The 20,414-nt window shown below is 27.0% G+C and carries 21 protein-coding genes; 7 read left to right on the forward strand and 14 right to left on the reverse strand.

The window, feature by feature from the left end:
• The first annotated feature begins 36 nt into the window (after nucleotides 1-36).
• A complete protein-coding gene (locus tag AFAEC_RS09010; protein ID WP_026805258.1) occupies nucleotides 37-273 on the forward strand; it encodes a hypothetical protein in 237 nt (78 codons plus the stop codon).
• Nucleotides 274-291: 18 nt separating this feature from the next.
• On the opposite strand, the gene AFAEC_RS09015 is transcribed toward AFAEC_RS09010, so the two are convergent.
• Nucleotides 292-999: a hypothetical protein gene (locus tag AFAEC_RS09015; RefSeq protein WP_026805257.1), complete on the reverse strand. Its 708-nt coding sequence runs from the start codon at nucleotides 997-999 to the stop codon at nucleotides 292-294.
• 126 nt (nucleotides 1,000-1,125) lie between these two features.
• Here AFAEC_RS09015 and AFAEC_RS09020 point away from each other — a divergent pair, with 126 nt between their 5' ends.
• Nucleotides 1,126-2,832: a lysophospholipid acyltransferase family protein gene (locus tag AFAEC_RS09020; RefSeq protein ID WP_026805256.1), complete on the forward strand. Its 1,707-nt coding sequence runs from the start codon at nucleotides 1,126-1,128 to the stop codon at nucleotides 2,830-2,832.
• Between the two features lie 24 nt (nucleotides 2,833-2,856).
• On the opposite strand, the gene AFAEC_RS09025 is transcribed toward AFAEC_RS09020, so the two are convergent.
• The 6 genes from AFAEC_RS09025 to AFAEC_RS09050 all read right to left on the reverse strand — a co-directional run bounded on the left by AFAEC_RS09025 (nucleotide 2,857) and on the right by AFAEC_RS09050 (nucleotide 10,087).
• Nucleotides 2,857-3,372, reverse strand: coding sequence for a rhodanese-like domain-containing protein (locus AFAEC_RS09025; RefSeq protein ID WP_026805255.1), 516 nt, complete (start codon nucleotides 3,370-3,372; stop codon nucleotides 2,857-2,859).
• A 101-nt stretch (nucleotides 3,373-3,473) separates the two neighbouring features.
• Nucleotides 3,474-5,591, reverse strand: coding sequence for a DEAD/DEAH box helicase (locus AFAEC_RS09030; RefSeq protein ID WP_026805254.1), 2,118 nt, complete (start codon nucleotides 5,589-5,591; stop codon nucleotides 3,474-3,476).
• The gene (locus tag AFAEC_RS09035) at nucleotides 5,578-6,750 is read right to left on the reverse strand and encodes a Mur ligase family protein (RefSeq protein ID WP_026805253.1); all 1,173 of its coding nucleotides are present in this window, start codon (nucleotides 6,748-6,750) and stop codon (nucleotides 5,578-5,580) included. Before AFAEC_RS09035 ends, AFAEC_RS09030 begins: the two co-directional genes overlap by 14 nt.
• Complete coding sequence (lptE, locus tag AFAEC_RS09040; RefSeq protein ID WP_026805252.1) at nucleotides 6,747-7,274, reverse strand: LPS assembly lipoprotein LptE; 528 nt, start codon at nucleotides 7,272-7,274, stop codon at nucleotides 6,747-6,749. Before lptE ends, AFAEC_RS09035 begins: the two co-directional genes overlap by 4 nt.
• 3 nt (nucleotides 7,275-7,277) lie before the next feature.
• Entirely contained in the window at nucleotides 7,278-9,743 is a 2,466-nt protein-coding gene (leuS, locus tag AFAEC_RS09045) for a leucine--tRNA ligase (protein WP_026805251.1), read from the reverse strand.
• Entirely contained in the window at nucleotides 9,743-10,087 is a 345-nt protein-coding gene (locus AFAEC_RS09050) for a DUF6394 family protein (RefSeq protein WP_026805250.1), read from the reverse strand. The genes leuS and AFAEC_RS09050 overlap by 1 nt, the downstream gene beginning before the upstream one ends.
• A 155-nt stretch (nucleotides 10,088-10,242) precedes the next feature.
• Here AFAEC_RS09050 and motA point away from each other — a divergent pair, with 155 nt between their 5' ends.
• The 3 genes from motA to AFAEC_RS09065 are packed head-to-tail and all read left to right on the forward strand — an operon-like array spanning nucleotide 10,243 to nucleotide 12,156.
• Nucleotides 10,243-11,001, forward strand: coding sequence for a flagellar motor stator protein MotA (motA, locus tag AFAEC_RS09055; RefSeq protein ID WP_026805249.1), 759 nt, complete (start codon nucleotides 10,243-10,245; stop codon nucleotides 10,999-11,001).
• Between the two features lie 2 nt (nucleotides 11,002-11,003).
• Entirely contained in the window at nucleotides 11,004-11,759 is a 756-nt protein-coding gene (motB, locus tag AFAEC_RS09060) for a flagellar motor protein MotB (protein ID WP_026805248.1), read from the forward strand.
• On the forward strand, nucleotides 11,749-12,156 hold the full coding sequence (locus tag AFAEC_RS09065; RefSeq protein ID WP_026805247.1) for a hypothetical protein: 408 nt from the start codon (nucleotides 11,749-11,751) through the stop codon (nucleotides 12,154-12,156). Before motB ends, AFAEC_RS09065 begins: the two co-directional genes overlap by 11 nt.
• Here the strand turns inward: AFAEC_RS09065 and AFAEC_RS09070 are convergent.
• The 4 genes from AFAEC_RS09070 to yajC form a co-directional block, all read right to left on the reverse strand.
• Complete coding sequence (locus AFAEC_RS09070; RefSeq protein WP_154656338.1) at nucleotides 12,149-12,319, reverse strand: hypothetical protein; 171 nt, start codon at nucleotides 12,317-12,319, stop codon at nucleotides 12,149-12,151. The two genes, AFAEC_RS09065 and AFAEC_RS09070, sit on opposite strands and share 8 nt — an antisense overlap.
• Nucleotides 12,320-12,346: 27 nt before the next feature.
• A complete protein-coding gene (gene secF, locus AFAEC_RS09075) occupies nucleotides 12,347-13,315 on the reverse strand; it encodes a protein translocase subunit SecF (RefSeq protein ID WP_026805246.1) in 969 nt (322 codons plus the stop codon).
• Nucleotides 13,315-14,880 carry a protein translocase subunit SecD gene (secD, locus tag AFAEC_RS09080; protein ID WP_026805245.1) on the reverse strand — a complete coding sequence of 522 codons (1,566 nt, stop codon included), beginning with the start codon at nucleotides 14,878-14,880 and terminating at the stop codon, nucleotides 13,315-13,317. Before secD ends, secF begins: the two co-directional genes overlap by 1 nt.
• A gap of 62 nt (nucleotides 14,881-14,942) precedes the next feature.
• A complete protein-coding gene (gene yajC, locus AFAEC_RS09085; RefSeq protein ID WP_026805244.1) occupies nucleotides 14,943-15,218 on the reverse strand; it encodes a preprotein translocase subunit YajC in 276 nt (91 codons plus the stop codon).
• Nucleotides 15,219-15,246: 28 nt separating this feature from the next.
• On the opposite strand from yajC, the gene AFAEC_RS09090 reads away from it, so the two are divergent.
• Nucleotides 15,247-16,479, forward strand: a complete 1,233-nt coding sequence (locus AFAEC_RS09090) for an apolipoprotein N-acyltransferase (protein ID WP_026805243.1) — start codon at nucleotides 15,247-15,249, stop codon at nucleotides 16,477-16,479.
• On the opposite strand, the gene AFAEC_RS09095 is transcribed toward AFAEC_RS09090, so the two are convergent.
• On the reverse strand, nucleotides 16,480-17,301 hold the full coding sequence (locus tag AFAEC_RS09095) for an SDR family NAD(P)-dependent oxidoreductase (protein ID WP_034216091.1): 822 nt from the start codon (nucleotides 17,299-17,301) through the stop codon (nucleotides 16,480-16,482).
• A gap of 54 nt (nucleotides 17,302-17,355) precedes the next feature.
• Between AFAEC_RS09095 and AFAEC_RS09100 the strand changes: the two genes are divergently transcribed.
• Entirely contained in the window at nucleotides 17,356-18,135 is a 780-nt protein-coding gene (locus tag AFAEC_RS09100) for a TIGR02757 family protein (RefSeq protein ID WP_026805241.1), read from the forward strand.
• A gap of 41 nt (nucleotides 18,136-18,176) precedes the next feature.
• On the opposite strand, the gene AFAEC_RS09105 is transcribed toward AFAEC_RS09100, so the two are convergent.
• A complete protein-coding gene (locus tag AFAEC_RS09105) occupies nucleotides 18,177-19,970 on the reverse strand; it encodes an Lnb N-terminal periplasmic domain-containing protein (protein ID WP_026805240.1) in 1,794 nt (597 codons plus the stop codon).
• Nucleotides 19,954-20,394 (reverse strand): DUF3015 family protein, encoded by a 441-nt coding sequence (locus AFAEC_RS09110; protein WP_026805239.1) that lies wholly within the window; start codon nucleotides 20,392-20,394, stop codon nucleotides 19,954-19,956. Before AFAEC_RS09110 ends, AFAEC_RS09105 begins: the two co-directional genes overlap by 17 nt.
• Between the last annotated feature and the right edge of the window lie 20 nt (nucleotides 20,395-20,414).

The raw sequence follows: 20,414 nt of genomic DNA on the forward strand, positions 1-20,414 counted from the left end.
TGTATAATGAAATATTATTTTGTAAGGATTTTTATTATGAACTATGAATTATTAAGTAGACTTGCTATGGAAGATGCTGAAAAATCAAAGAATGAAGCTTTTATCTTAAAAAAAAGAAATGAGATTTTACATAATGAAATAGAGACTTTAAAAGCTGTAATTAAAAGAATTGAAGATGAAAAAAGCAAAATAGAAAAAGAGTTAGAAGAGTTAAAAAACTCTATAAAAGATGAAAATAAAACAGAAGAAAAAGTTTTTACCTACTATACATAAACTTCTTTAGCTTTGGTTTTAAGAGACCAAAGCTCCTATAAACCCAATTAATCCACCAAAAACTGCTCCCCAAACAACTAACCAAAACATATGATCTTTTATCATATTTTGTACTATATCTTTAACCATTTTTGGAGTTAATTCTTCAAGTCTTGAATCTACAATTAAAGTTAATTTATTATAAATATCATTTGTAAAATCTTCATTTTTCAAAGTTTCTTTCATTGTCTCTTGGAAAGTTTGTGTTTTTGATATCTCAATAATAGAACTTTGGAGTTTTTGTATAAATGACTCTTTTAATCCATCTATTGCACCCTCTCCACCAAACATAGCAATCATTCCACCAAAAGGTGATTGCATAATTGACTCTTTTAAAGAGTTAAAAGCCAAAGTAAAATCTGTATTTTGTAATATTTTTTCAAAATTAATATTTGTTTTTGCACTATTCATCTCATCTTGAAAAAAATTATTTAATTTCTCCTTTGTAAAAAATTGCTCCATTAAAAGATTTCTTATAGATAGTTTAAACTCTTTAAATTTACTCTCTATTACTCCACTTCCATACAAAAATGGAACTTTTTCAAAAAGCATATGTATTGCTAAAGTATTTGTAATTGCACCACTAAAAGCAAAAAGTCCAACCATAAAGACAATATTATTGCTATTTGAATAACCATAAGCCATAATCAAAATTGTAAATATATTTGTAATATCAGATTTACTCATAAAATCTCCTATATAAAATAAAATGATTTTAACACATCTCATTTAAAAACTTTTTGATTTACCTATAGCTATGTAACTAATTTGAAACTTTGATTATCTAAAATTTTCATAGAAGAGGAGTAACAAATGATTGATATAGAAAAAGAGATAGAGAAAAAATTTCCAAAAATAAAAGAAAAAGATAACTTTCTAAAAAAATCCCTATTTAAAATAGCAAAAAAAATTGTCCATGAGGATTCAATAAATAAATTTTTATCACAAAATTCTCATTTAAAAGGTTTTGATTTTGTAGATAATGTATTAGAGTATTTCGACTTTGATTATACAGTTTCAAGTAATGATTTACAAAATATTCCAACAAGTGGAAAAGTTATAATTATTGCAAATCACCCATTAGGTGGACTTGATGCTCTATGTTTATTAAAATTAGTTGGTAATGTAAGAAAAGATGTAAGAATTTTAGCAAACGATTTTTTAGTTGGATTTGAAGCTTTAAATTCTCTTATTATTCCAATAGATAATTACAAAGATAGGCAAACAAAAGAGAGTATTAAAAAAGTATATGAAGCTTTAAACAATGAAGAAGCTTTAATTATTTTTCCAGCAGGAGAAGTAAGTCGTGCTACACCAAAAGGGATAAAAGATCCTTCTTGGAATAAAGGTTTTTTAAATTTTGCAAAAAATAGTAATTCACCAATTTTACCAATATTTTTAGATGCAAAAAATTCTAAAACTTTTTATACAATCTCTTTATTAAATAAAACTTTTTCAACTCTTTTATTATCAAATGAGATGTTTAATAAAAAATCAAAAATTATAAATATAAAAATTGGACAAATAATTCCAAATGAAAATCTTACTCCAAGAGGTTTAAATAAAGATTTTTTAATAAATTTATATAAAAAACATCTTTATGCTTTAAAAAATGGTAAAAAATCATTCTTTCAAACACAAAATGCCATAGCTCATCCTGTTAGTAGAATCGATTTACTAAATGAGCTAAAAAAATCTCAACTTTTAGGTGAAACAAATGATGGAAAAAAAATATATTTATATGACTATGTAGAAGATTCTATTGTTTTAAAGGAGATTGGAAGATTAAGAGAACTTTCATTTAGAAAAATTGGAGAAGGTGTAAATAAAAAAAGAGATACTGATAAATACGATATTTATTACCAACATATAATTCTATATGATAAAAGTGAATTAGAGATTATAGGAGCTTATAGAATTGCCAACTCTGATTTAGTATTTAAAAGATTGGGTACAAAAGGTTTCTACTCAAACTCTTTATTTAAATTTAATGATGAATTTATCTTTTATCTTCAAAATTCAGTAGAACTAGGTCGTAGTTTTGTACAACCAAAATATTGGGGAACAAGAGCATTGGATTATCTTTGGTTTGGAATTGGAACATATTTAAAAGCAAATCCTAATATAAAATATATGTTTGGACCTGTTTCTATTTCAGGAACTTTTCCAGCAATTGCAAAAGATTTAATTGTATTTTATTATAGTCACTATTTTAGTGAACCTAGAAGATTAGTAGAAGCAAAAACTCCTTATTACTATACAAATAATATTTATGATTTAAGAGATTTTTTTAAATTAGGAGATATAAAAGAAGATTTTAGAGCTTTAAAATCGGCATTAGGAAATATTGGAGTAACAATTCCACCATTATATAAGCAATATAGTGAATTAACACAAGATGATGGAGTTAAATTTTTAGATTTTAATGTTGATAAAGATTTTAACGGCTGTGTAGATGGATTTATTTTAGTTGAAATAGATAAAATCAAAGAGCATATAAAACAGAGATATTTTTTGTAAAAAGTAGAAATCTCTACTTTTTATCTATTTTTTACAATGCTCAGCATAATAGTTACCAAACTTAGTTTTAGTTCCTTCTTTATGCTCACCAGCTGTATATTTTGTAACAACAGGGTTACACTCATCAATCCATCTGTTTATTTCATATATTTTTACTGTTGTAAATCCCATTTGTTTAAAAGCTTGTGCTTCAATAGCAGCTCTTGAAGCTGTATTACAAACAACAATTAATTTATCTTTTATAAATTTTCCATCATCATCTAAAACAATATTTTCTAAAGCTTTTTCAGGAGCTTCACGCCCTACTCTTTGAGAACCTTTTATAGCAGCTCCGGCCCACTCTTCCATAGTTCTTACATCAACAACTGCCCAATCTTTTGCATTTAGGGCATCTTTTACCTCTTGAGTTGTTGCCATCATTCCTGATTGTTTTGCTTCCTCTTTTAATTTTTTGCTATATGCATCATAACTTAAAAACTCTGCTGCAAAAACTGAACTAAATAACAACGAACTAACAATTAGAATTTTTCCTAATTTCATAATTAACTCCTAATAAAAAATATTTTTTAGTGTATAAAAAAGAGTATTAAAATATAATAAATATTTATATATAGAAGTTTTATTTTTATTATAAATAATTATTATTTATAATGCATATTTTTATAGCCTTCAAGCCTTTTTTTGTAAGTAGAGTTTAACATAGGATTTTTAGAATCTAAAAAATCAATAGCTAAACACTCTTGATTTCCTCTTCCAATTCTCCCTAAATATTGTATCAATCTTCCATAAAAAGAGATGGGAGTTGCAAAAATAATAGTATTTAAATGGGGGAAATCTATCCCTTCTCCAAAAAAAGAGCTAGTTGCTAATATCAAAGAGCTAGATTTTACCTTTTGCATATTTTCTACTTGCTCTTTTCTATTTTGACTTCCATGAATTGCAATAAAAGGAATATTTTCATTTTTTAACATAGTTTCTAAAATATTTAAATGTTCAATCCTATCACTCAAAAGAAGTATTTTTCTATCAACATTTTTCTTTATAGTTTCTATAATTTTTTGATTTCTATTTTCATCTACAACCAATTCATTTATTATTGTTGAGTAGTTATCACTAGAACTTGTAAACTCTGTTTTTATAACTTGTAACTTATTTGAGTGTGTTTTTGGCTTTTTATACTCATAAGAGATAGAGCCTAATTGCTGATATAAAATAGCTTCAAGCTCATCTTTTCTATTTGGTGTGGCACTAAGCCCTAAAATATATCTTCCTTTGAAGTTTTTTACAATCTGCTCAAAAGTCAAGGCAGGAATATGATGGCACTCATCAACAATTACTTGAGTGTAATTTTTTATTATCTCCACACTATTATTTAAACTTTGCATAGTAGCTATATCTATATTTCCATTAAGCTTATTTTGACTCTTTCCTAAGTATCCAATATCAGATTTCTTATATCCAAAGTAGTCCACAAAACGGCTTATCCACTGGTCAAGTAACATATTTTTGTTTACAATAATCAAAGTTTTTACTGCTCTTTGTTCAAAGATTTTTGCTCCAATAAGTGTTTTACCAAATCCAGGTGGTGCTACACAAATAGAGCTATCAAATTTTAAAATCTCTCTTATAGCATCTTCTTGCTCTGGTCTTAGAGTAAATTTAATCTCTTTTGTCTCTATTTCTTCAAAAATACGATTATCTTTTACACTAAAATTTAGTAAATTCTCTTTAAAATATGAGAAGATCAACTCTTTTAATCCTCGTGGAAGAGTTAAAAATTCACTACTCTCTTCATAACCTTTTAAATATTTTGGAGTATTATATAGTGGTTTTCGCAAAGATAATAGAAGTTTTATTTGAGGGTTTTCAAAAGTTGCAAAAGATTTTAATTTACTTATAAAACTTTTTGAAAGATTTATAATAGGAATTTTAATTCCACTATCTAAAATAATCTCAAAACTATTAAGTGGAAAATCTATATTTTTCAAATCTTTTTGTGCATTTTGTGGGCTTAAAACTTTAGCAAAACTATATACTTGTTCTTTAGTAGCTCTTTTTATATTTGATAAATAACCCCACTGGTCATTATAAATTTTTTTTGTATTAATATCTAAAAAAACTGTACGGTTTTTATTTCTATATTGAAGTTGTAAAGGAAGCTCTATATAATTTCCTAATTTTTCTCTTGTTGCAAACTCACTATTTGGATAGAGTTTTGCACTAATATTTGCCTTTTTTTGTAGAAAATATAAAAAACTATATGCTATTTTTGAACTTATCATCTCTTTAAAAAATATCCAAGCAAAAATAGAGTTATATGAACTAAGAGAGTAAGAAACTGGTATATTTAGCTCTAATAAAGCTCTTTGAAGCCTAAAAACATCTTCACTATTTAGCTCTAAAACAACATATTTACACTCTTGATTTTTATTTATTAAATATGAAGCTAAAAAAACATTTCCTCTTAAATGCTCTTCTAAATCTTTATTTGTAAAAGGAAGATAATCTTCCCCCATAAAAGTAGAAGTTACAGGACTAAACCCCTCTTTTAAACCATCTTTACTCTTCCATTTTTTTGCAAAAATATCTTCTCTACAAATAAAAGTTTTTCTAAAAAGCTCGATTTTTTCAAGCTTTGAAAACTCTTTTTTCTCTTTTATAGTTTGATTTTTTATAGAGTTCTCTAACTCTAATATTTTACTTTCTAGCTCTTGCTTTTGTAAATATAGCTCTTGCAGTTGTTGTTCAAGAGTTTTCATAACCTATTTTTTCCAAAATCTTTTCAATAACTAAAAAAGAACCAAAAGCTAAATACTCTTCATCTTCTTTAAAATTTAAATCCTCTTTTAAATCCAAATTTAACTCATCTATAACTTCTATTAATTTCTCTTTTTTAACTATCCTAGTATCCTGTAAATCTATTATAAATATAGATTTTATAATTGGTTTTAAAATTGTAAGAACCTCTTTATAATCCTTATCAGCATAAGAGTTATAGATTAAATTTACCTTTTTATTTTCAAACTCTTTTAGTAAAACAGTAGCAGCTAATGGATTATGCCCAACATCAATAGTTAAATTTTTTCTTATTTTTTGACATCTTCCAAAAAGTGGTGTTGAATTAAAGATTTCAAGATTTATAGGATTAGTTTTAGAAAAAGGCAACTCATTTAAAGCCTTTAAAACCAGACTTAAATTTCTTTTTAAATAGTTAGCAAAAGAGAAATTATAATCTATATTAAAATCTTCAACTTTTAAAATCTCTATATTTCTATTAAATTCAATTTTTAGCTCATCTTTTACTTTAATTGCTGTCTCATAAACTTCTTCAAACTCTTGATAACCTATAATCATTTTTGTATCAACTGAACGCATCTTTGTTCTAGCTATTTTTTCTATGGTATCCCCTAAAAAAGAGATATGATCAAGCCCAATAGTTGTAATTAAACTTAAGTCATTTTTTACCACATTTGTAGCATCAAACTCTCCACCAAGTCCTGCTTCAAGTACCAAATAATCACAATCTTTTGCTATATAAAAAGCTAAAAGAGTTGTATATTCAAAATATGTAAGCTTATTTAAAAGTTCTTCATCATAAATATTAAGTAAGAAATTATGAGATATTTCTAACAACTCATCACTAACATCACTTCCATTTATCCAAATTCGTTCATTAAATTTTTTTATATGTGGAGAGCTATAATGAAGAGTTTTAAAACCATTTTTATATAAATAATAAGATAAAAATCTTCCCGTACTTCCTTTTCCATTTGTTCCAACAATATGAATAGTAAAAGGAAGTTTTATATGTTTTAACAAAATATCAGCAGATTTTTTTATATAACTATAATCTATTTTGTCATAATAGAGAGTTTTATGTTCCAAAAACTCTTTTAAAGTTAAATTTTTTAAACTCATTTAAAAGATGACACTGCCATTCTTGATAATACTTCAGTTACAGCTTTATCACTTGCTTTTGTAATTGCATCAAATCTATGAGAGTCATTTATACTAGTTCCTGTTTCAATTGCAAAATCATGTTCACCATCAACTGTAAAGCTTTTTACTTTATTGTTATTATCTTTTCTAAAATATTTTACACCAATAAATACATTCGCTCTATATAATTTATTATATCCATCTCTATCATATTGTAAAGTCTCCATAGATACTCTATTTATTCCTAAATCCATAACAACATCAGCATCTTTCTCGTTATCAACCATATTAGAACCCAATTTCTGGATTAAAATTTTTGTAACAGCATCTTTTACTAAAACAGAGTTTCTAGGGTCTTCTAAACTAACATTTAATCTTACAAAAACATTTCCTCTCATCTCTTGTTTTGCATAATTTACACTTGGTCTATATCCACAAGCTGTAAAAGTAAGACCAAGAATTATTGTAAAAACTAAAACTAAAAAACCTTTAGAAACTCTCATTTTTTATCCTTTAATTACAAAATTTACAAGCTTATTTGGAACAACAATCTCTTTTATAATTGTAAAATCTTGTAACCATTTAGCAGAATTTTGTTTTGCTAAAGCTAAAATCTCATCATTTGAAGCATTTGGACTTACTTCAATCTCACATCTTTTTTTACCATTAATTGTAACTGCTAAAACTATACTATCTTTTGTAAATACCTCTTCTTTTATTTCTAAAACATTATCAAAGTTTTTAAGCTCAAACAATTTATTTGCTAATTCCCAACTAGCATGAGGAATAATAGGCTCTAAAATATTTGTTAAAATATAGTAAGCTTCTGCCCAAACACTATCATTTTGTTGAGCAGATAGAGCATTTAAAGCCTCCATACAAGAAGCAATTAAAGTATTAAAAGCATAAGTTTTATTAAATACCTCATTTGATTTAATAAGAGCTTCATATACTTTTCTTCTAGCCTCTTTTTCATCTTTATTTAAAGAGTTTTGTTCAAGATTTTTAAAGTTATCAATTCCAACTTTTGTTACATTTTTCGCTCTTTCATAAAATCTTTTTATAAATTTATAAGCACCCTCGACAGCACTATCATTCCACTCTAACTCTTTTGTAGGTGGAGCAGCAAATAGAATAAATAGTCTAGCTGTATCAGCACCATATTTATCTATAATCATATCTGGATCTACTACATTTCCTTTTGATTTAGACATCTTTGCACCATCTTTTAAAACCATGCCTTGAGTTAAAAGTCTTTTAAATGGTTCATTTGATTCTGTATATCCCAAATCTTTTAATACTTTTGTAAAAAATCTTGCATATAGAAGGTGTAAAATAGCATGTTCAATTCCACCAATATATTGATCAACATCCATCCAATAAGAGCTATCACTTTCTGAGATTCCCTCTTTTTTCCATTTTTTATAATTTGTTGCATATCTTAAAAAATACCAAGATGATTGAACAAAAGTATCTAAAGTGTCAGTCTCTCTTGTTGCTTCTTTACCACAATTTGGACAAGAACATTTTTTCCAAGTAGGATGAAGGTCTAGTGGATTTCCCTCCCCTGTAATCTCAACATCACTAGGTAAGGCAACAGGAAGATTTTCCAACTTCTCAGGAACTAATCCACAACTATTACAATGTACAAAAGGGATAGGAGCTCCCCAATATCTTTGTCTTGAAACTCCCCAATCTCTTAATTTAAAATTAATCTTTTTAATACCAAAAGAGTTCTGTTCAAAGTGGTAAATAATTGCTTGTTTTGCATCACTATTTTTAAGTCCTGAAAAACTCTCACTATCAATTAAAATTCCATCATCAACAAAAGCTTCTGTTGGTTTTTCTACAACTCCATTACTTCCAATAATTACTTGCTTAATTGGTAAATTATATTTTTTTGCAAACTCAAAATCTCTTTGATCATGTGCTGGAACTGCCATAACAGCACCCTCTCCATAAGAGCTTAAAACAAAATTTGCAACCCAAACTGGTATTTTTTGTCCAGTTAATGGATGAACAGCTTCAATTTCAAGGTCAATTCCCTCTTTTTCTAAAGCTCCCCTTTCTCTTTCTGGGATTTTTTGCATATTTTTTATTGCATTTAATTTATTCTTTGGTAAAAGTTCATTTTCTAAAATATATTTTACTATTGGATGTTCAGGAGCAAGTGCTGAATAAGTAACTCCATAAATAGTATCAGGTCTTGTTGTAAATACAAAATATTTTGTAAATACTCTATTTAATTTCCCTCTTGATTCCATAGATAAATCAAACTTAAACTCTAAACCTTCACTTCTTCCAATCCAGTTTTCTTGCATTGTTAAAACTTGAGATGGCCAAGAGTTTTCTAAAAGTTTTAAATCATCAAGTAAAGTTTGTGCATATTTTGTAATTGCTATATAATAACCTGGCATCTCTTTTGGAACAACCTCATTATCACATCTCCAACAACAACCCTCAACAACTTGCTCATTTGCTAAAACTGTTTGACAATCATTACACCAATTTACTGTTGCACTTTTTCTATAAACAATTCCTTCTTCATACATTTTAATGATAAACTCTTGTTCCCACTTTGTATAAAGCTCATCACTTGTTGCAAACTCTTGATTCTTACTAAAAGACAATCCTAAAGATTTTAACTCTTCTCTCATATAATCAATATTTTCATAAGTCCATTTTTTTGGGTGAAGCTTATTTTTTATAGCTGCATTTTCCGCAGGCATTCCAAAACTATCCCAACCTATTGGATGAAGAACATTGAAACCATTTTTTCTAAAATGTCTAGCAAAAGCATCACCTAAACAATAATTTCTCACATGTCCCATATGAATTCTACCACTTGGGTATGGAAACATACTTAAAATATATTTTTTCTCTTTTTTATAATCTTCACTTGGTTCAAAAGAGCCATTTTCTTGCCAAAAATCTTGCCATTTTTTTTCAATATTTTTTGAATTATATTCTATCAAAACTCATCCTTATCATTATTTTTAGCACTCTCAATTAAAGTTAAAGCAACTGAAAATAAATTTGCAATAATTGCACCTATTGCCAAAGCTATTACCAATTTTAAATTTCCAGAAAATACAAATACCAAAAATGCAGGAATTAAGTGTAAATCTGCAACAAGTGAGCTTGCAAGTAGCTCTGCTGATAAAAGATTTTTAACACCCATTTTTAATATTGTAGAGATTAAATTAACCCCAGCAGCTACAAATAGAGCAACTACATTTTGCTCATATAAAAATCCAGCCGTTGTTGTAAGAGACATTAAAGTAAAAAAGATAAAGGTAACTTTTCCCCAATTCATTTTGCATCCTTTTTTATATTTGTTTTTCTAAAATAAGGCAAACATAATATCTAAAAAATGATAAAAATCCACTTTTTAAAAAGATATATAAATTATGACAGCAAATTTTTAAGTAATTAAGATATAATAAAACTAAATTTTTCACAGGATAATAAATGGATTTATCAGTACTTATAGGAATGATAGGCGCACTTACTTCTATTTCAGTAGGAGATATTATGGAGGGAGGAAATCCCCTTCATCTTCTGCACTTTACCTCATTTCTTATCGTTATTCCTACAGCTATGCTTGCAGCAATAACTGCAACTGAATCTCATCTAGTAAAAGCTGCTTTTAAAGAGATTAAATTAGTTTTTAAAAAACTTCCAATTAACTTTGAAGCAAGAATTGATGAATTAATTGAATACGCAATTGTTGTAAAAAAACAGGGTGTTTTAGCATTAGAAAAAGATATCCAGAATATTAACCATGATTTTTTAAAAGAGGCTTTAAGTATGGTTGTTGATGGTAGTAAAGAGGAACAAATAGAAGAAAACCTTGAACCTATTATTGAAGAGACTGAACACTACTATCATGGAGCTTCTCATTATTGGTTATTAGCTGGAGAAACTGCACCTACAATGGGACTTGTTGGAGCAGTACTTGGACTAATCCTAGCACTTCAAAAACTTGATAATCCTGCTGAAATGGCTGCTGGTATTGCTGGAGCATTTACAGCAACTGTTACAGGTATTGCTGGATCTTATATGTTTTTAGGTCCTTGGGGACATAAACTAAAAGCAAAAGCTCATTTAGTAATAAAAGAGCAACAACTAATTGTGGCCGCTTGTAAGGGTATGGCTAGAGGTGATGCACCAGGTGAGCTTAAACTTAAACTTACAAAAATGGTAACTGCAATGCCATATAAAGTGTAATTATGTCTAAAAAAAAATGTAAGTGTGAATGTCCTGCTGGTGAAAAGTGGGCTGTTCCTTTTGCAGACTTTTTAAGTCTTTTACTAGCTCTTTTTATTGCTTTATATGCTTTAGCTTCGGCAAATATTGAAAAACAAAAAGCATTAAAAGATGAGTTTATAAAAATTTATAATTTTAATGCCGCAGCTGATACTTTAAAAGAGCAAGATAAAAGCGAAAAATCAACAACAGATGACCCTAATGATGACTCTGAAGAGGGTCAAAAAATGATAATGGAAGCTTATTCAAAACTTGATGAATTAGAAAATAAAAGAATTAAAGGTGGACATATTATTGAATCTTCAGAAGGAAGTATTATGACAATTCCTGCTCAACTTATCTTTGAATCAGGAAAAGCAGATATTACAAATGAACATGCCCCTAGTTTCCTTAAACGTTTAGCTAAACTTTTTGAAACACTTCCAAGTGATACAGAAATAAATGTAAAAGGTTATGCTGAAGAGAATGAAGTTAAAAAATCAAAATATCAAGATGCATTAGATTTATCAACTGCAAGAGCTAATAATGTAATTAGAGAATTAATAAGACTTAATATCCCAAGAGATAGACTCTTTTCATCAGGCTTTGGTGCAAGTAATTCTTCAAATCTAAAAGATAAAAAGGTTGTTGTTTTTGAACTACACACTATGAAAAACTTTGAAAATAGTGGGGAAGTTGATATTGAATCTATTTTTGATAAGATAAGAGATGAAAAATAAAAATTCTAGGCTTCTTTGGCCAACTTCAAAATGTTGTTTAAAGAAATTTTTTGAACTAAATGCTATTTCAAAATTTGGTTCAATTTTTGTAGTTCTTATATCTATTTTTGTGCAAATATTAAATATCATAAATCTAAAAGATTATGAAGCCTCATTTTTTTCTTTAATTATTAATCTATTTTTTTTAGTAATAGTTCTGACAAAGCTTGAATATCTAAAAATAGATTCTTTAAATAAATATATTGATACAACTTTAAAAATTATGATATTTATTTTTATTCTAAACTTTTTTGGATATTTGGTAGTTGATGGATATATTTATAAATATGTTTTAGCACCAATAAGTTTTTTTGGAGCTTACTTTATCTTTTTACTCTTAAAAAAAGAGTCTATTTAAAAACCTCTTTTAATGCATCTTTTCTTTGTTGAATAGAGCTTGGATTTTTATTTACTTGTTCTTTCTCTTTTTTTGTATCATTATTTAATATTATAGAAAAAATTATTATAACAGCAATTGTCAATGCAATAATAATTGAAATCAAAACTTTAATTGAATTCATAATTAAGCCTTTTTCAAAAGAAGAGTTTTAAACTCTTCCTTGTTCATACATAGCTCTTAACTTCTCTTTCTCTTTTCTATTTGCCTCTTTTTGAGCCTCTTTACTTCTATAAGCATCAATATTAAATCCTAGGAATTTAATAAATGGAGAAACTACAAAAATTGAAGAGTATGTTCCAATTATAATTCCTACAAATAGAGTAAAGGAGAAGGCATAAATAATTTCACCACCAAATATTAACATTGTTGAAACAACAAAAAGTGTTGCTAAAGATGTTAATATTGTTCTTGATAATGTTCTACTAACTGATTCATTTATTAATTTATCTAAATCTCTCTCTTTACTTGTATATAAACTTTCTCTAATTCTATCATTTACAATAATAGTATCATTTACTGTATATCCAACTAAGGTTAAAATAGCAGCTACCATATCCAGATTTATATCAATTTTAAATAGACTTAAAAGTCCTAAAGTAATAATAACATCATGAATAAGACCAATAACAGAAGCAATAGCAAATCTCCACTCAAATCTAACTGCTATATATATAAGCAAAGCTAAAAGAGCCATAATAAGTGCCATAGTTCCTTTTGTTTTAAGTTCTGAACCAACTTTTGCTCCAACCATATCAATTTTTCTAATCTCAAATTTTCCAGTTGGAACCAAAATCTTATTCATTTGATCACTAATATCATTTGTTACATCACTTGAACTACCTGTAAATCTAATAGTTACTTCCTCAGAGTTTCCAAACTCTGTTACATTAGACCCAGCATATTTAGTACCTTCTAAAACTTCTCTTATTTTATCTATTGGTGCAGGACCATCATATTTAACTTGAACTATTGTACCACCAATAAAATCAATACCATAATTTAAACCTCTAGTTAATAATAGAAAAATTGAAGCTATAATTAAAATTCCAGAAATAGCTAAAAAGGTAATTTTCTTACCCATAAAATCATAAGTTTTACTATTGTTAAAAATTTCCATTATGCAACTCCAAACCATTTTTTATTATTTTTATCTTTTGCAATTTTTGGCAAAATTGCTTGATAAATACCATGAGTTCCAACTATTGATGTAAGCATTGATGTTAAAACTCCAATTGAAATAGTAACGGCAAAACCTTTTATAGCACCACTTCCATAAGCGTATAAAACAACTGCTACAAGTAAAGTTGTAATATTTGCATCAATAATAGCTCTAAGAGCATTTGAATATCCATCTTCTATTGCTTTATGGACACTTGCACCACTTCTTAATACTTCTCTAATTCTCTCATTAATAATTACATTGGCATCAATTGCCATACCAATTGTAAGAATAATTCCAGCCATACCAGGAAGTGTTAAAGTAGCTCCAAAAAGAGCAATTACAGCTAAAAGAATAAAAACATTTGCAATAAGAGCAATATTTGCAATAAGTCCTGCTCTTCTATAATAAACTATCATAAATAGGAAAATTAAAACAGTTCCACTAATTAGTGCTATCATCGAAGCCTTTATACTATCAGCTCCAAGAGATGGTCCAACACTTCTTTTTTCTAAAAGATTTACACTAGCTAATAATGCTCCACTTCTAAGAGCAATTGCTACATTTCCTGCTTCAGCAACCGTAAATCCACCAGAAATTTGTCCACTTCCACCACCAATTCTTTCATTAATATTTGGAGCTGAATAAACTTTTCCATCAAGTACAATTGCTAATCTTTTACCAACACTTTTTCCTGTAAAATCAGCAAAAATTCTAGCTCCTGCCGAGTTTAGAGTAAAATTAATAATTGGCTGATTTGATTGATTATATGCAACTTTTGCATCAACAATTTGACTTCCATCTAAAATTGGTATCTCTTTAACTAAATATTTTTTATTTGGATTATTTGTATCCTCTAAAATCAAATCTCCATAAGCTGCAGCTTGTGAGCTAGTCATTTGATATACTTGCTCATTTTTATCTTCATCAACTGCCATAAGCTCAAGATTTGCTGGTTTTGAGATTAAATCTCTAGCTGCTTTTTCATCTTCAGCTGTTTTAATACCTGGAAGTTGAACAACTATATCGCTTTCACCTTGTCTTAGAACAGTTGGTTCACTAAGCCCAAATTGATCGAGTCTATTTCTAATAGTCTCAACAGCTTGAACAACAGAAAAATCTTTAGTTTTTAAAACTTCTTCATTTGTAAGCTTTAATTTATATTCTAAATTATCTTTAGAGATTTCTAAACCACTAATCTCCGCTAACATTTTGTCTATTTTAGGCATCTCATCTTTGTCTAAAACAGAAAAAACAACATTATCATTTTCAACAGTTAATCCATCTATTAAAAGTTCTTCATCATCACTAAAATATTTAACTGCTGTTGCTATTGATTTCATCTTTGAAGTTACTGCTTCATGAGTATTTACACCTAAAAGCAAATGAAGTCCACCTTGAAGGTCAAGACCTAAATTTATTTTTTTTCCATAATCTGTTTGTAAAAGTGATGGGATAGCAAAAATAACACCAAAAATAATACTAATTATAAAAATAACGAGTTTGAAATTAAAAATTTTCAATTTTAATCCTTAAAATAAGAGATTTGAAAGTATAAGATATGAAATTTCATATCTTATATAATTTATTCAGTTATTAATCTAGCAACGAACTCTTTTGCTAATTTCATTTCTGAATTATCGTTGTTTTTGATTAAAAAATATGTCTCTTCAACCTTAACAACTTCAACCATTAAGCCACCATTTGTTACAATCTTATCACCTTTTTTAAGACCTGCAATCATATCTTTATGAGCTTTCGCTTGTTTTTGTTGCGGTCTAATAATTAAAAAGTAAAATATTGCAAATAATGCAACAAGAGGTAATAATGAGCTTAAAATATCTGCACTTTGACCTTCCATTAAATTTCCTTTTAAAAAGTAGTTTATAATGTTTTTATTAAAAACCAATCATTTTAACAAAATAAATATAATAAAAGGCTTCATAACAGCACTTATGCTTAGTGCTTTTATCTATTTTAGCCATTTTAGTTTTGAAATAAAAATCATCAACTCTATTTTTGGAGTTTTTGGAATTTATCTTCTTTTGAGTATTCCTAAAAAGTCTCTATTTTTTGCTGGTTTTTTCACTGGAATTTTTTGGTGTAATTGGATGGCAATTAGTCTTCAATACTATGATTTAACATATATTTTTCCAATTGTTCTTTTAGGGATTGGTATAGTTTTTGGAATAATATTTCATTTATTTGCTTTAATTGACAATCTAATTTTTAGAAGCTTTGCTATCTTTATTTTTACATTTATCTCTCCTTTTGGATTTAATTGGTTAAAACTAGAACTTCTTTTTATTGACTCATATTTTAGCACTTCAAAATTGGCTTTTGCACTAATTATTATCTCTTTAGTACTTTTTATTTATCTAAAAAAATTTAGATTTATTGCTTTATTTATAATGATTTTTGCACTTGATTTTTCTAAAAATATAAATTTAGCAGAGCCAAACATAAATATTTCAATGCCTCAAATGATGGTAAATCAAGATTTAAAATGGCAAAAAGAGTATGTAAATGATTTAATTGAGAATAATTTTGCAAAAATAGAAGAAGCTATAGAACAAAAAAAAGATTTAGTTGTTTTACCTGAAACTGCTTTCTCTTTTGTCTTAAATAAAAAGCCAGAAATTTTAAATAGATTATTAGAATATTCTTATAATATTGATATTATAGTTGGTTCTTTATATCTAGAAAATAGAGAAATTTTCAATGCTTCTTATCACTTTTTTGAAGGAAATTATGAAGTTGCAAAAAAAGTTGTACTTGTTCCATTTGGTGAAGAGATACCACTTCCAAAATTTTTAGTTGATTTAATAAATAATATTTTTTATAATGGGGCTAGTGATTATTCAAAAGCCTCTACTGCTACAGATTTTTTAATAAAAGGTGAAAAATTTAGAAATGCTATTTGTTATGAAGCAACAACAGATAAAATTTTTGAAAATCTAAATGAAACAAAATATATGATGGTTATATCAAATAATGCTTGGTTTATTCCATCAATCGAGCCAACTTTACAACATTTACTTTTAAAATATTACTCAAAAAAATATGGTGTTATGATTTTTCATACTGTAAATGGGAGTCCAAATAGAGTTTATAAGCCTTAGTCATACTTTTGCAAGTAATTTATCAAGCCAACTTTGGCTTAGAACTCTTTTTGCAAAGCCTAAAATATGTGTTGCTTTTGTAACATAATATCTTGGCTTTGGTTTTTTACTATTTAAAATTTTCAAAACTATATTTGCAACACTTGAAGCTGGAAGATTAAAAGCTGATTTATCATCTTTATTTTCAAGCCTAGCTTTTAGCTCATTTTTATAACTACTCTCCCAAAAGCTTTCTTCTATTTTAATATTTTTTCTAAAATTATTTAAAGCATTTTCTCTAAATTTTGAAGTAACAGGACCTGTATTTATAGTACTTACAAAAATATTACTATTTAAAGTTTCCAATCTCAAAGTATCACAAAGCCCTTCAATAGCATATTTACTAGCATTATAAGCACCACGAAATCTTAAAGAGATAATTCCTAAAACAGAACTATGTTGAATAAGTTTTCCATAACCTTGAGCTCTAAATATTTTCATAGTTTGAATAGTTACTTCGTGAAGCCCAAAAAAATTTGTATCAAATTGCTCTTTTAAAACTTCCACACTTAAATCCTCAACAGCTCCTGGTTGTCCAAAACCAGCATTATTAAAAACAGAGTCTAGTTTTTTATCATTTTGCAAAATAATTTTTAAGGCATAACTTATCTCATCTTTATTCCGAACATCAATTTTAAAAGTTTCAAAACCTAAATTTCTAAGTTTTTGTACATCTTTTTCATCTCTTGCACTTGTATAAACTTTTATTCCATTCTCTTTTAAAATAAGTGCTGTTTGAAGCCCAATTCCACTTGAACATCCCGTAATTAATATATTTTGCATTATATTCCTAATAAAATTTTGGCTATTATATCCAAAAATAAGTTTTGGGTTAAAATGCTAAAAAAAGATAAAGAATTAAAAGAACTCTTAGATATTGAGTCAAATAGTAGAAATACAAATTTTGAATTAAGTTATGAAAAACCTGATCCACTATTAGTAGCAAAAAGACAAAATGATGATTTTGCCATACTTTTATGTGCTTTGTTTGCTTATGGAAATGCAAAATTAATAGTAAAATTTTTAGATAGTTTAGATTTTTCTCTTTTAAATAAAAGTGAAGAAGAGATTGAAAAAGAGCTTAAAAATCACTATTATAGATTCCAAAATAGTGCTGATGTAATAGCCATTTTCAAAACTTTTAGAAGATTAAAAAATGAAAATAATTTAGAAGATTTGTTCTATGATGGGTATAAAAAAGATAATTGTGTTTTAGAAGGGATTGATTTTGTGATACAAAAAATCAAATTAAAAGCAAACTACTCCTCACAAGGTTTTGATTTTTTAATAGGAAATCCTCTAAAAAGAGATAAAAAAGGGTTTATAAAAGAGATTGGGAATGCTCCATATAAAAGATGGAATATGTTTTTGCGATGGATGGTACGAGATGATAATTTGGATTTAGGTTTATGGAAAAATATTGACAAAAAAGATTTGATTTTACCACTTGATACTCACACTTTTAATGTATCAGTAAAACTTGGGCTTTTAGATAGAAAGAGTTATGATTTAAAATCTGCTTTGGAAATAACAAATAAACTAAAAGAGTTTGATAATCTTGACCCAATAAAATATGATTTCGCCATATATAGACTGGGGCAAGAAAAGATTATATAATATTTTCTGACTATTATGTATGTAAAAGTTATTTACATATGTTAAAAATAGTAATAAATACCAAATTTAAAAATATCTTGTTTTTTTTCTAGATTATTGTTTTTATAATTTAGATTTAAAGCTAAATTTCTATCTATTTTATAAGTAGAAAATGCTTCAAAAACCCTATTTTCAAATTTTTCATTGTATTTATCATAAGAAAAAGAGCTACCAAATTTTATATTTTGAAAACTATTTATTATAAATCCTACATTAGAACCCAAAGAGATATACTGTTCATTTGCTTTATATAAAACATTTGAAACTAAATTAGAGTAAAAAATTGTATTAAAAAAACTATAAGAGACTCCAGCTTCTGGTTTTAGCTTAAAAAATAGTTCATCACTAAAATGTTCGATTGCTACATCAACTCCCCAAGAAATTGGTTTAAATAGTAAATCTTGTGAAGCTAGAGATTTTATTTTTAGAAAAGTAAATCTATCTAGTTTTAAACTACTATTTTTCTTTTTTTCTAAATTTAAATCAAAAAAATCAATATAAGCTCCTTCTAAATAACCATCTTCAATATCATAAATATCGCTATAAGCTGGTTTTATACCAAATAAAAAACTATCATTTGAGTTATAAAATAAACTAATTCTTGCTGAATCATGAGAGTTTATAGGGTTTATAGGTTCTTTTATATCAAAACTTGAAGGTTCCTTAAAACTACTTCTTAGTTTTAAGATATTCAGATATTTTTTTGTGTATTCACCTTTTTCAAGCCTATTTTCAGCTCTTTCATACTGTAAATATGTACTCTTTAAATCCAAATATGCAATCTTGTCATCTTTACTTAAACTCTCTTCTAAATTTTTATCTTCATTTAAAAACTCTTTTATATAAGCTCTATTTTCTATCTTTTCATCTACAATAAACTTCATTTTTTTCATAGTTGAATATCTATAATTTGATTTTTCAATCAAATTATTTTTTGAAATTAGTTTAATCGTATCAAGAGGAATAGTTTTAAATAAAAAATTATCTACTAAATCAAGAGTTGGTCTAGCAACTTCTAAAAGCCATAAAATAGCATAAGAACAGTTCTCTTTAAAGAAAAAATAGTCAGCATAAGAGTCTTTTAACTCCCAAGAGTGCAGAGTTAATTTTTTAATCTCTTCTTGATTTAAATTTAAATCATACTCCCAAACATCTCTTTGCTCAAGATTGTTATACTCTTTTAATTTTTCATAATAAGGTAAAATAGAGTATCTTCCTTCATATCCACCAAAAATTCCTTGAAAAGCGAAAATAAGCCCATTCTTCTCATCTGTTTTTGCAGCATAATTTATAGCATTTGAAATAAGTGGAGTATCTTTACTACTTGAAATCTTTAAAAAAGTGTGTCCATACATAGATGCAGGAGAGTTTATATGAGAGGTTGGAAAAACCAAAGTTACAAATTTTGCATCTGTTAAATCCAAATATTTATCTAACTCTTCACAACTATAAGATTTTATACTATTTTGTAAATTTGGAATTTGCTCTTTTAACCACTCAACTCTTAGTGGAAATCTGCATAAAATATCATTTTCATTATTCTCTAAAGATTTTATAGTCTCAATTAACTCTTTTTTTAAATCATACTTTCCCTCTTTAGAAACAAAAAAGTTAGTTGAATCTATCTCGCTTTCACCATTTCTATAGTGTAGAAGTTTTGCCCAATAAGGATTTTCATAGATCTTATTTTTTTCTATAAAAATTTCAATATCACTTGAAAAAAGAGTAGTAAAAAAAAGGAGTTTAAATATAAAAAATTTAAACCCCAATTTTATAAAATTAGATTTGTTTTGCAATGTTATCTATAACTTCTGCTGAACTTACTTTTTCACTTGTATAAATATCAGAAAAATTTGCTTGTAATTTTGAAGCAAACTCATCTTTATTTTCAACATTCATTAAAGTTGCAACTGTATTTAAAGTTTCACCTTTTCCTGCTGAAATATCCATAGCAAGTTCATCCATATTTTCATTTACAAATTGATTTAATCTATCATTTGAAACAAAGTTTGATGGTTTGTTACAATTTGAAGTACCACTTGAAATACCAAAAGTTTGGTTTCCTGAAGTTCCATTTGTTGTAGCTGCTAAAGCTTGTAAAACTGAAGAGTTTTGGTTTTTGATAACTATAGAACCAAGCCCACATCCTGTATTTGTATTATTTGCATATAAAGAACTAGCAAGTCCTAAAGCAGCAACTACCGAAAGTATTTTTTTCATCTTTTCTATCTCCTTTTTTA

It is taken from the genome of Aliarcobacter faecis (assembly GCF_013201705.1).
Taxonomy (GTDB): Bacteria; Campylobacterota; Campylobacteria; order Campylobacterales; family Arcobacteraceae; genus Aliarcobacter; species Aliarcobacter faecis.

What these genes read in the sequence shown, in the direction of transcription:
- motB (WP_026805248.1), top strand. Translation starts at nt 11,004, where the DNA reads ATGTCTAAAAAAAAATGTAAGTGTGAATGTCCTGCTGGTGAAAAGTGG.
- AFAEC_RS09030 (WP_026805254.1), bottom strand. Translation starts at nt 5,591, where the DNA reads ATGAAAACTCTTGAACAACAACTGCAAGAGCTATATTTACAAAAGCAA.
- AFAEC_RS09035 (WP_026805253.1), bottom strand. Translation starts at nt 6,750, where the DNA reads ATGAGTTTAAAAAATTTAACTTTAAAAGAGTTTTTGGAACATAAAACT.
- secF (WP_026805246.1), bottom strand. Translation starts at nt 13,315, where the DNA reads ATGGAAATTTTTAACAATAGTAAAACTTATGATTTTATGGGTAAGAAA.
- AFAEC_RS09020 (WP_026805256.1), top strand. Translation starts at nt 1,126, where the DNA reads ATGATTGATATAGAAAAAGAGATAGAGAAAAAATTTCCAAAAATAAAA.
- lptE (WP_026805252.1), bottom strand. Translation starts at nt 7,274, where the DNA reads ATGAGAGTTTCTAAAGGTTTTTTAGTTTTAGTTTTTACAATAATTCTT.
- AFAEC_RS09025 (WP_026805255.1), bottom strand. Translation starts at nt 3,372, where the DNA reads ATGAAATTAGGAAAAATTCTAATTGTTAGTTCGTTGTTATTTAGTTCA.
- yajC (WP_026805244.1), bottom strand. Translation starts at nt 15,218, where the DNA reads ATGGAAGGTCAAAGTGCAGATATTTTAAGCTCATTATTACCTCTTGTT.
- AFAEC_RS09070 (WP_154656338.1), bottom strand. Translation starts at nt 12,319, where the DNA reads ATGAATTCAATTAAAGTTTTGATTTCAATTATTATTGCATTGACAATT.
- AFAEC_RS09100 (WP_026805241.1), top strand. Translation starts at nt 17,356, where the DNA reads ATGCTAAAAAAAGATAAAGAATTAAAAGAACTCTTAGATATTGAGTCA.
- AFAEC_RS09010 (WP_026805258.1), top strand. Translation starts at nt 37, where the DNA reads ATGAACTATGAATTATTAAGTAGACTTGCTATGGAAGATGCTGAAAAA.
- AFAEC_RS09065 (WP_026805247.1), top strand. Translation starts at nt 11,749, where the DNA reads ATGAAAAATAAAAATTCTAGGCTTCTTTGGCCAACTTCAAAATGTTGT.
- AFAEC_RS09095 (WP_034216091.1), bottom strand. Translation starts at nt 17,301, where the DNA reads ATGCAAAATATATTAATTACGGGATGTTCAAGTGGAATTGGGCTTCAA.
- AFAEC_RS09090 (WP_026805243.1), top strand. Translation starts at nt 15,247, where the DNA reads ATGTTTTTATTAAAAACCAATCATTTTAACAAAATAAATATAATAAAA.
- AFAEC_RS09110 (WP_026805239.1), bottom strand. Translation starts at nt 20,394, where the DNA reads ATGAAAAAAATACTTTCGGTAGTTGCTGCTTTAGGACTTGCTAGTTCT.
- AFAEC_RS09050 (WP_026805250.1), bottom strand. Translation starts at nt 10,087, where the DNA reads ATGAATTGGGGAAAAGTTACCTTTATCTTTTTTACTTTAATGTCTCTT.
- motA (WP_026805249.1), top strand. Translation starts at nt 10,243, where the DNA reads ATGGATTTATCAGTACTTATAGGAATGATAGGCGCACTTACTTCTATT.
- AFAEC_RS09015 (WP_026805257.1), bottom strand. Translation starts at nt 999, where the DNA reads ATGAGTAAATCTGATATTACAAATATATTTACAATTTTGATTATGGCT.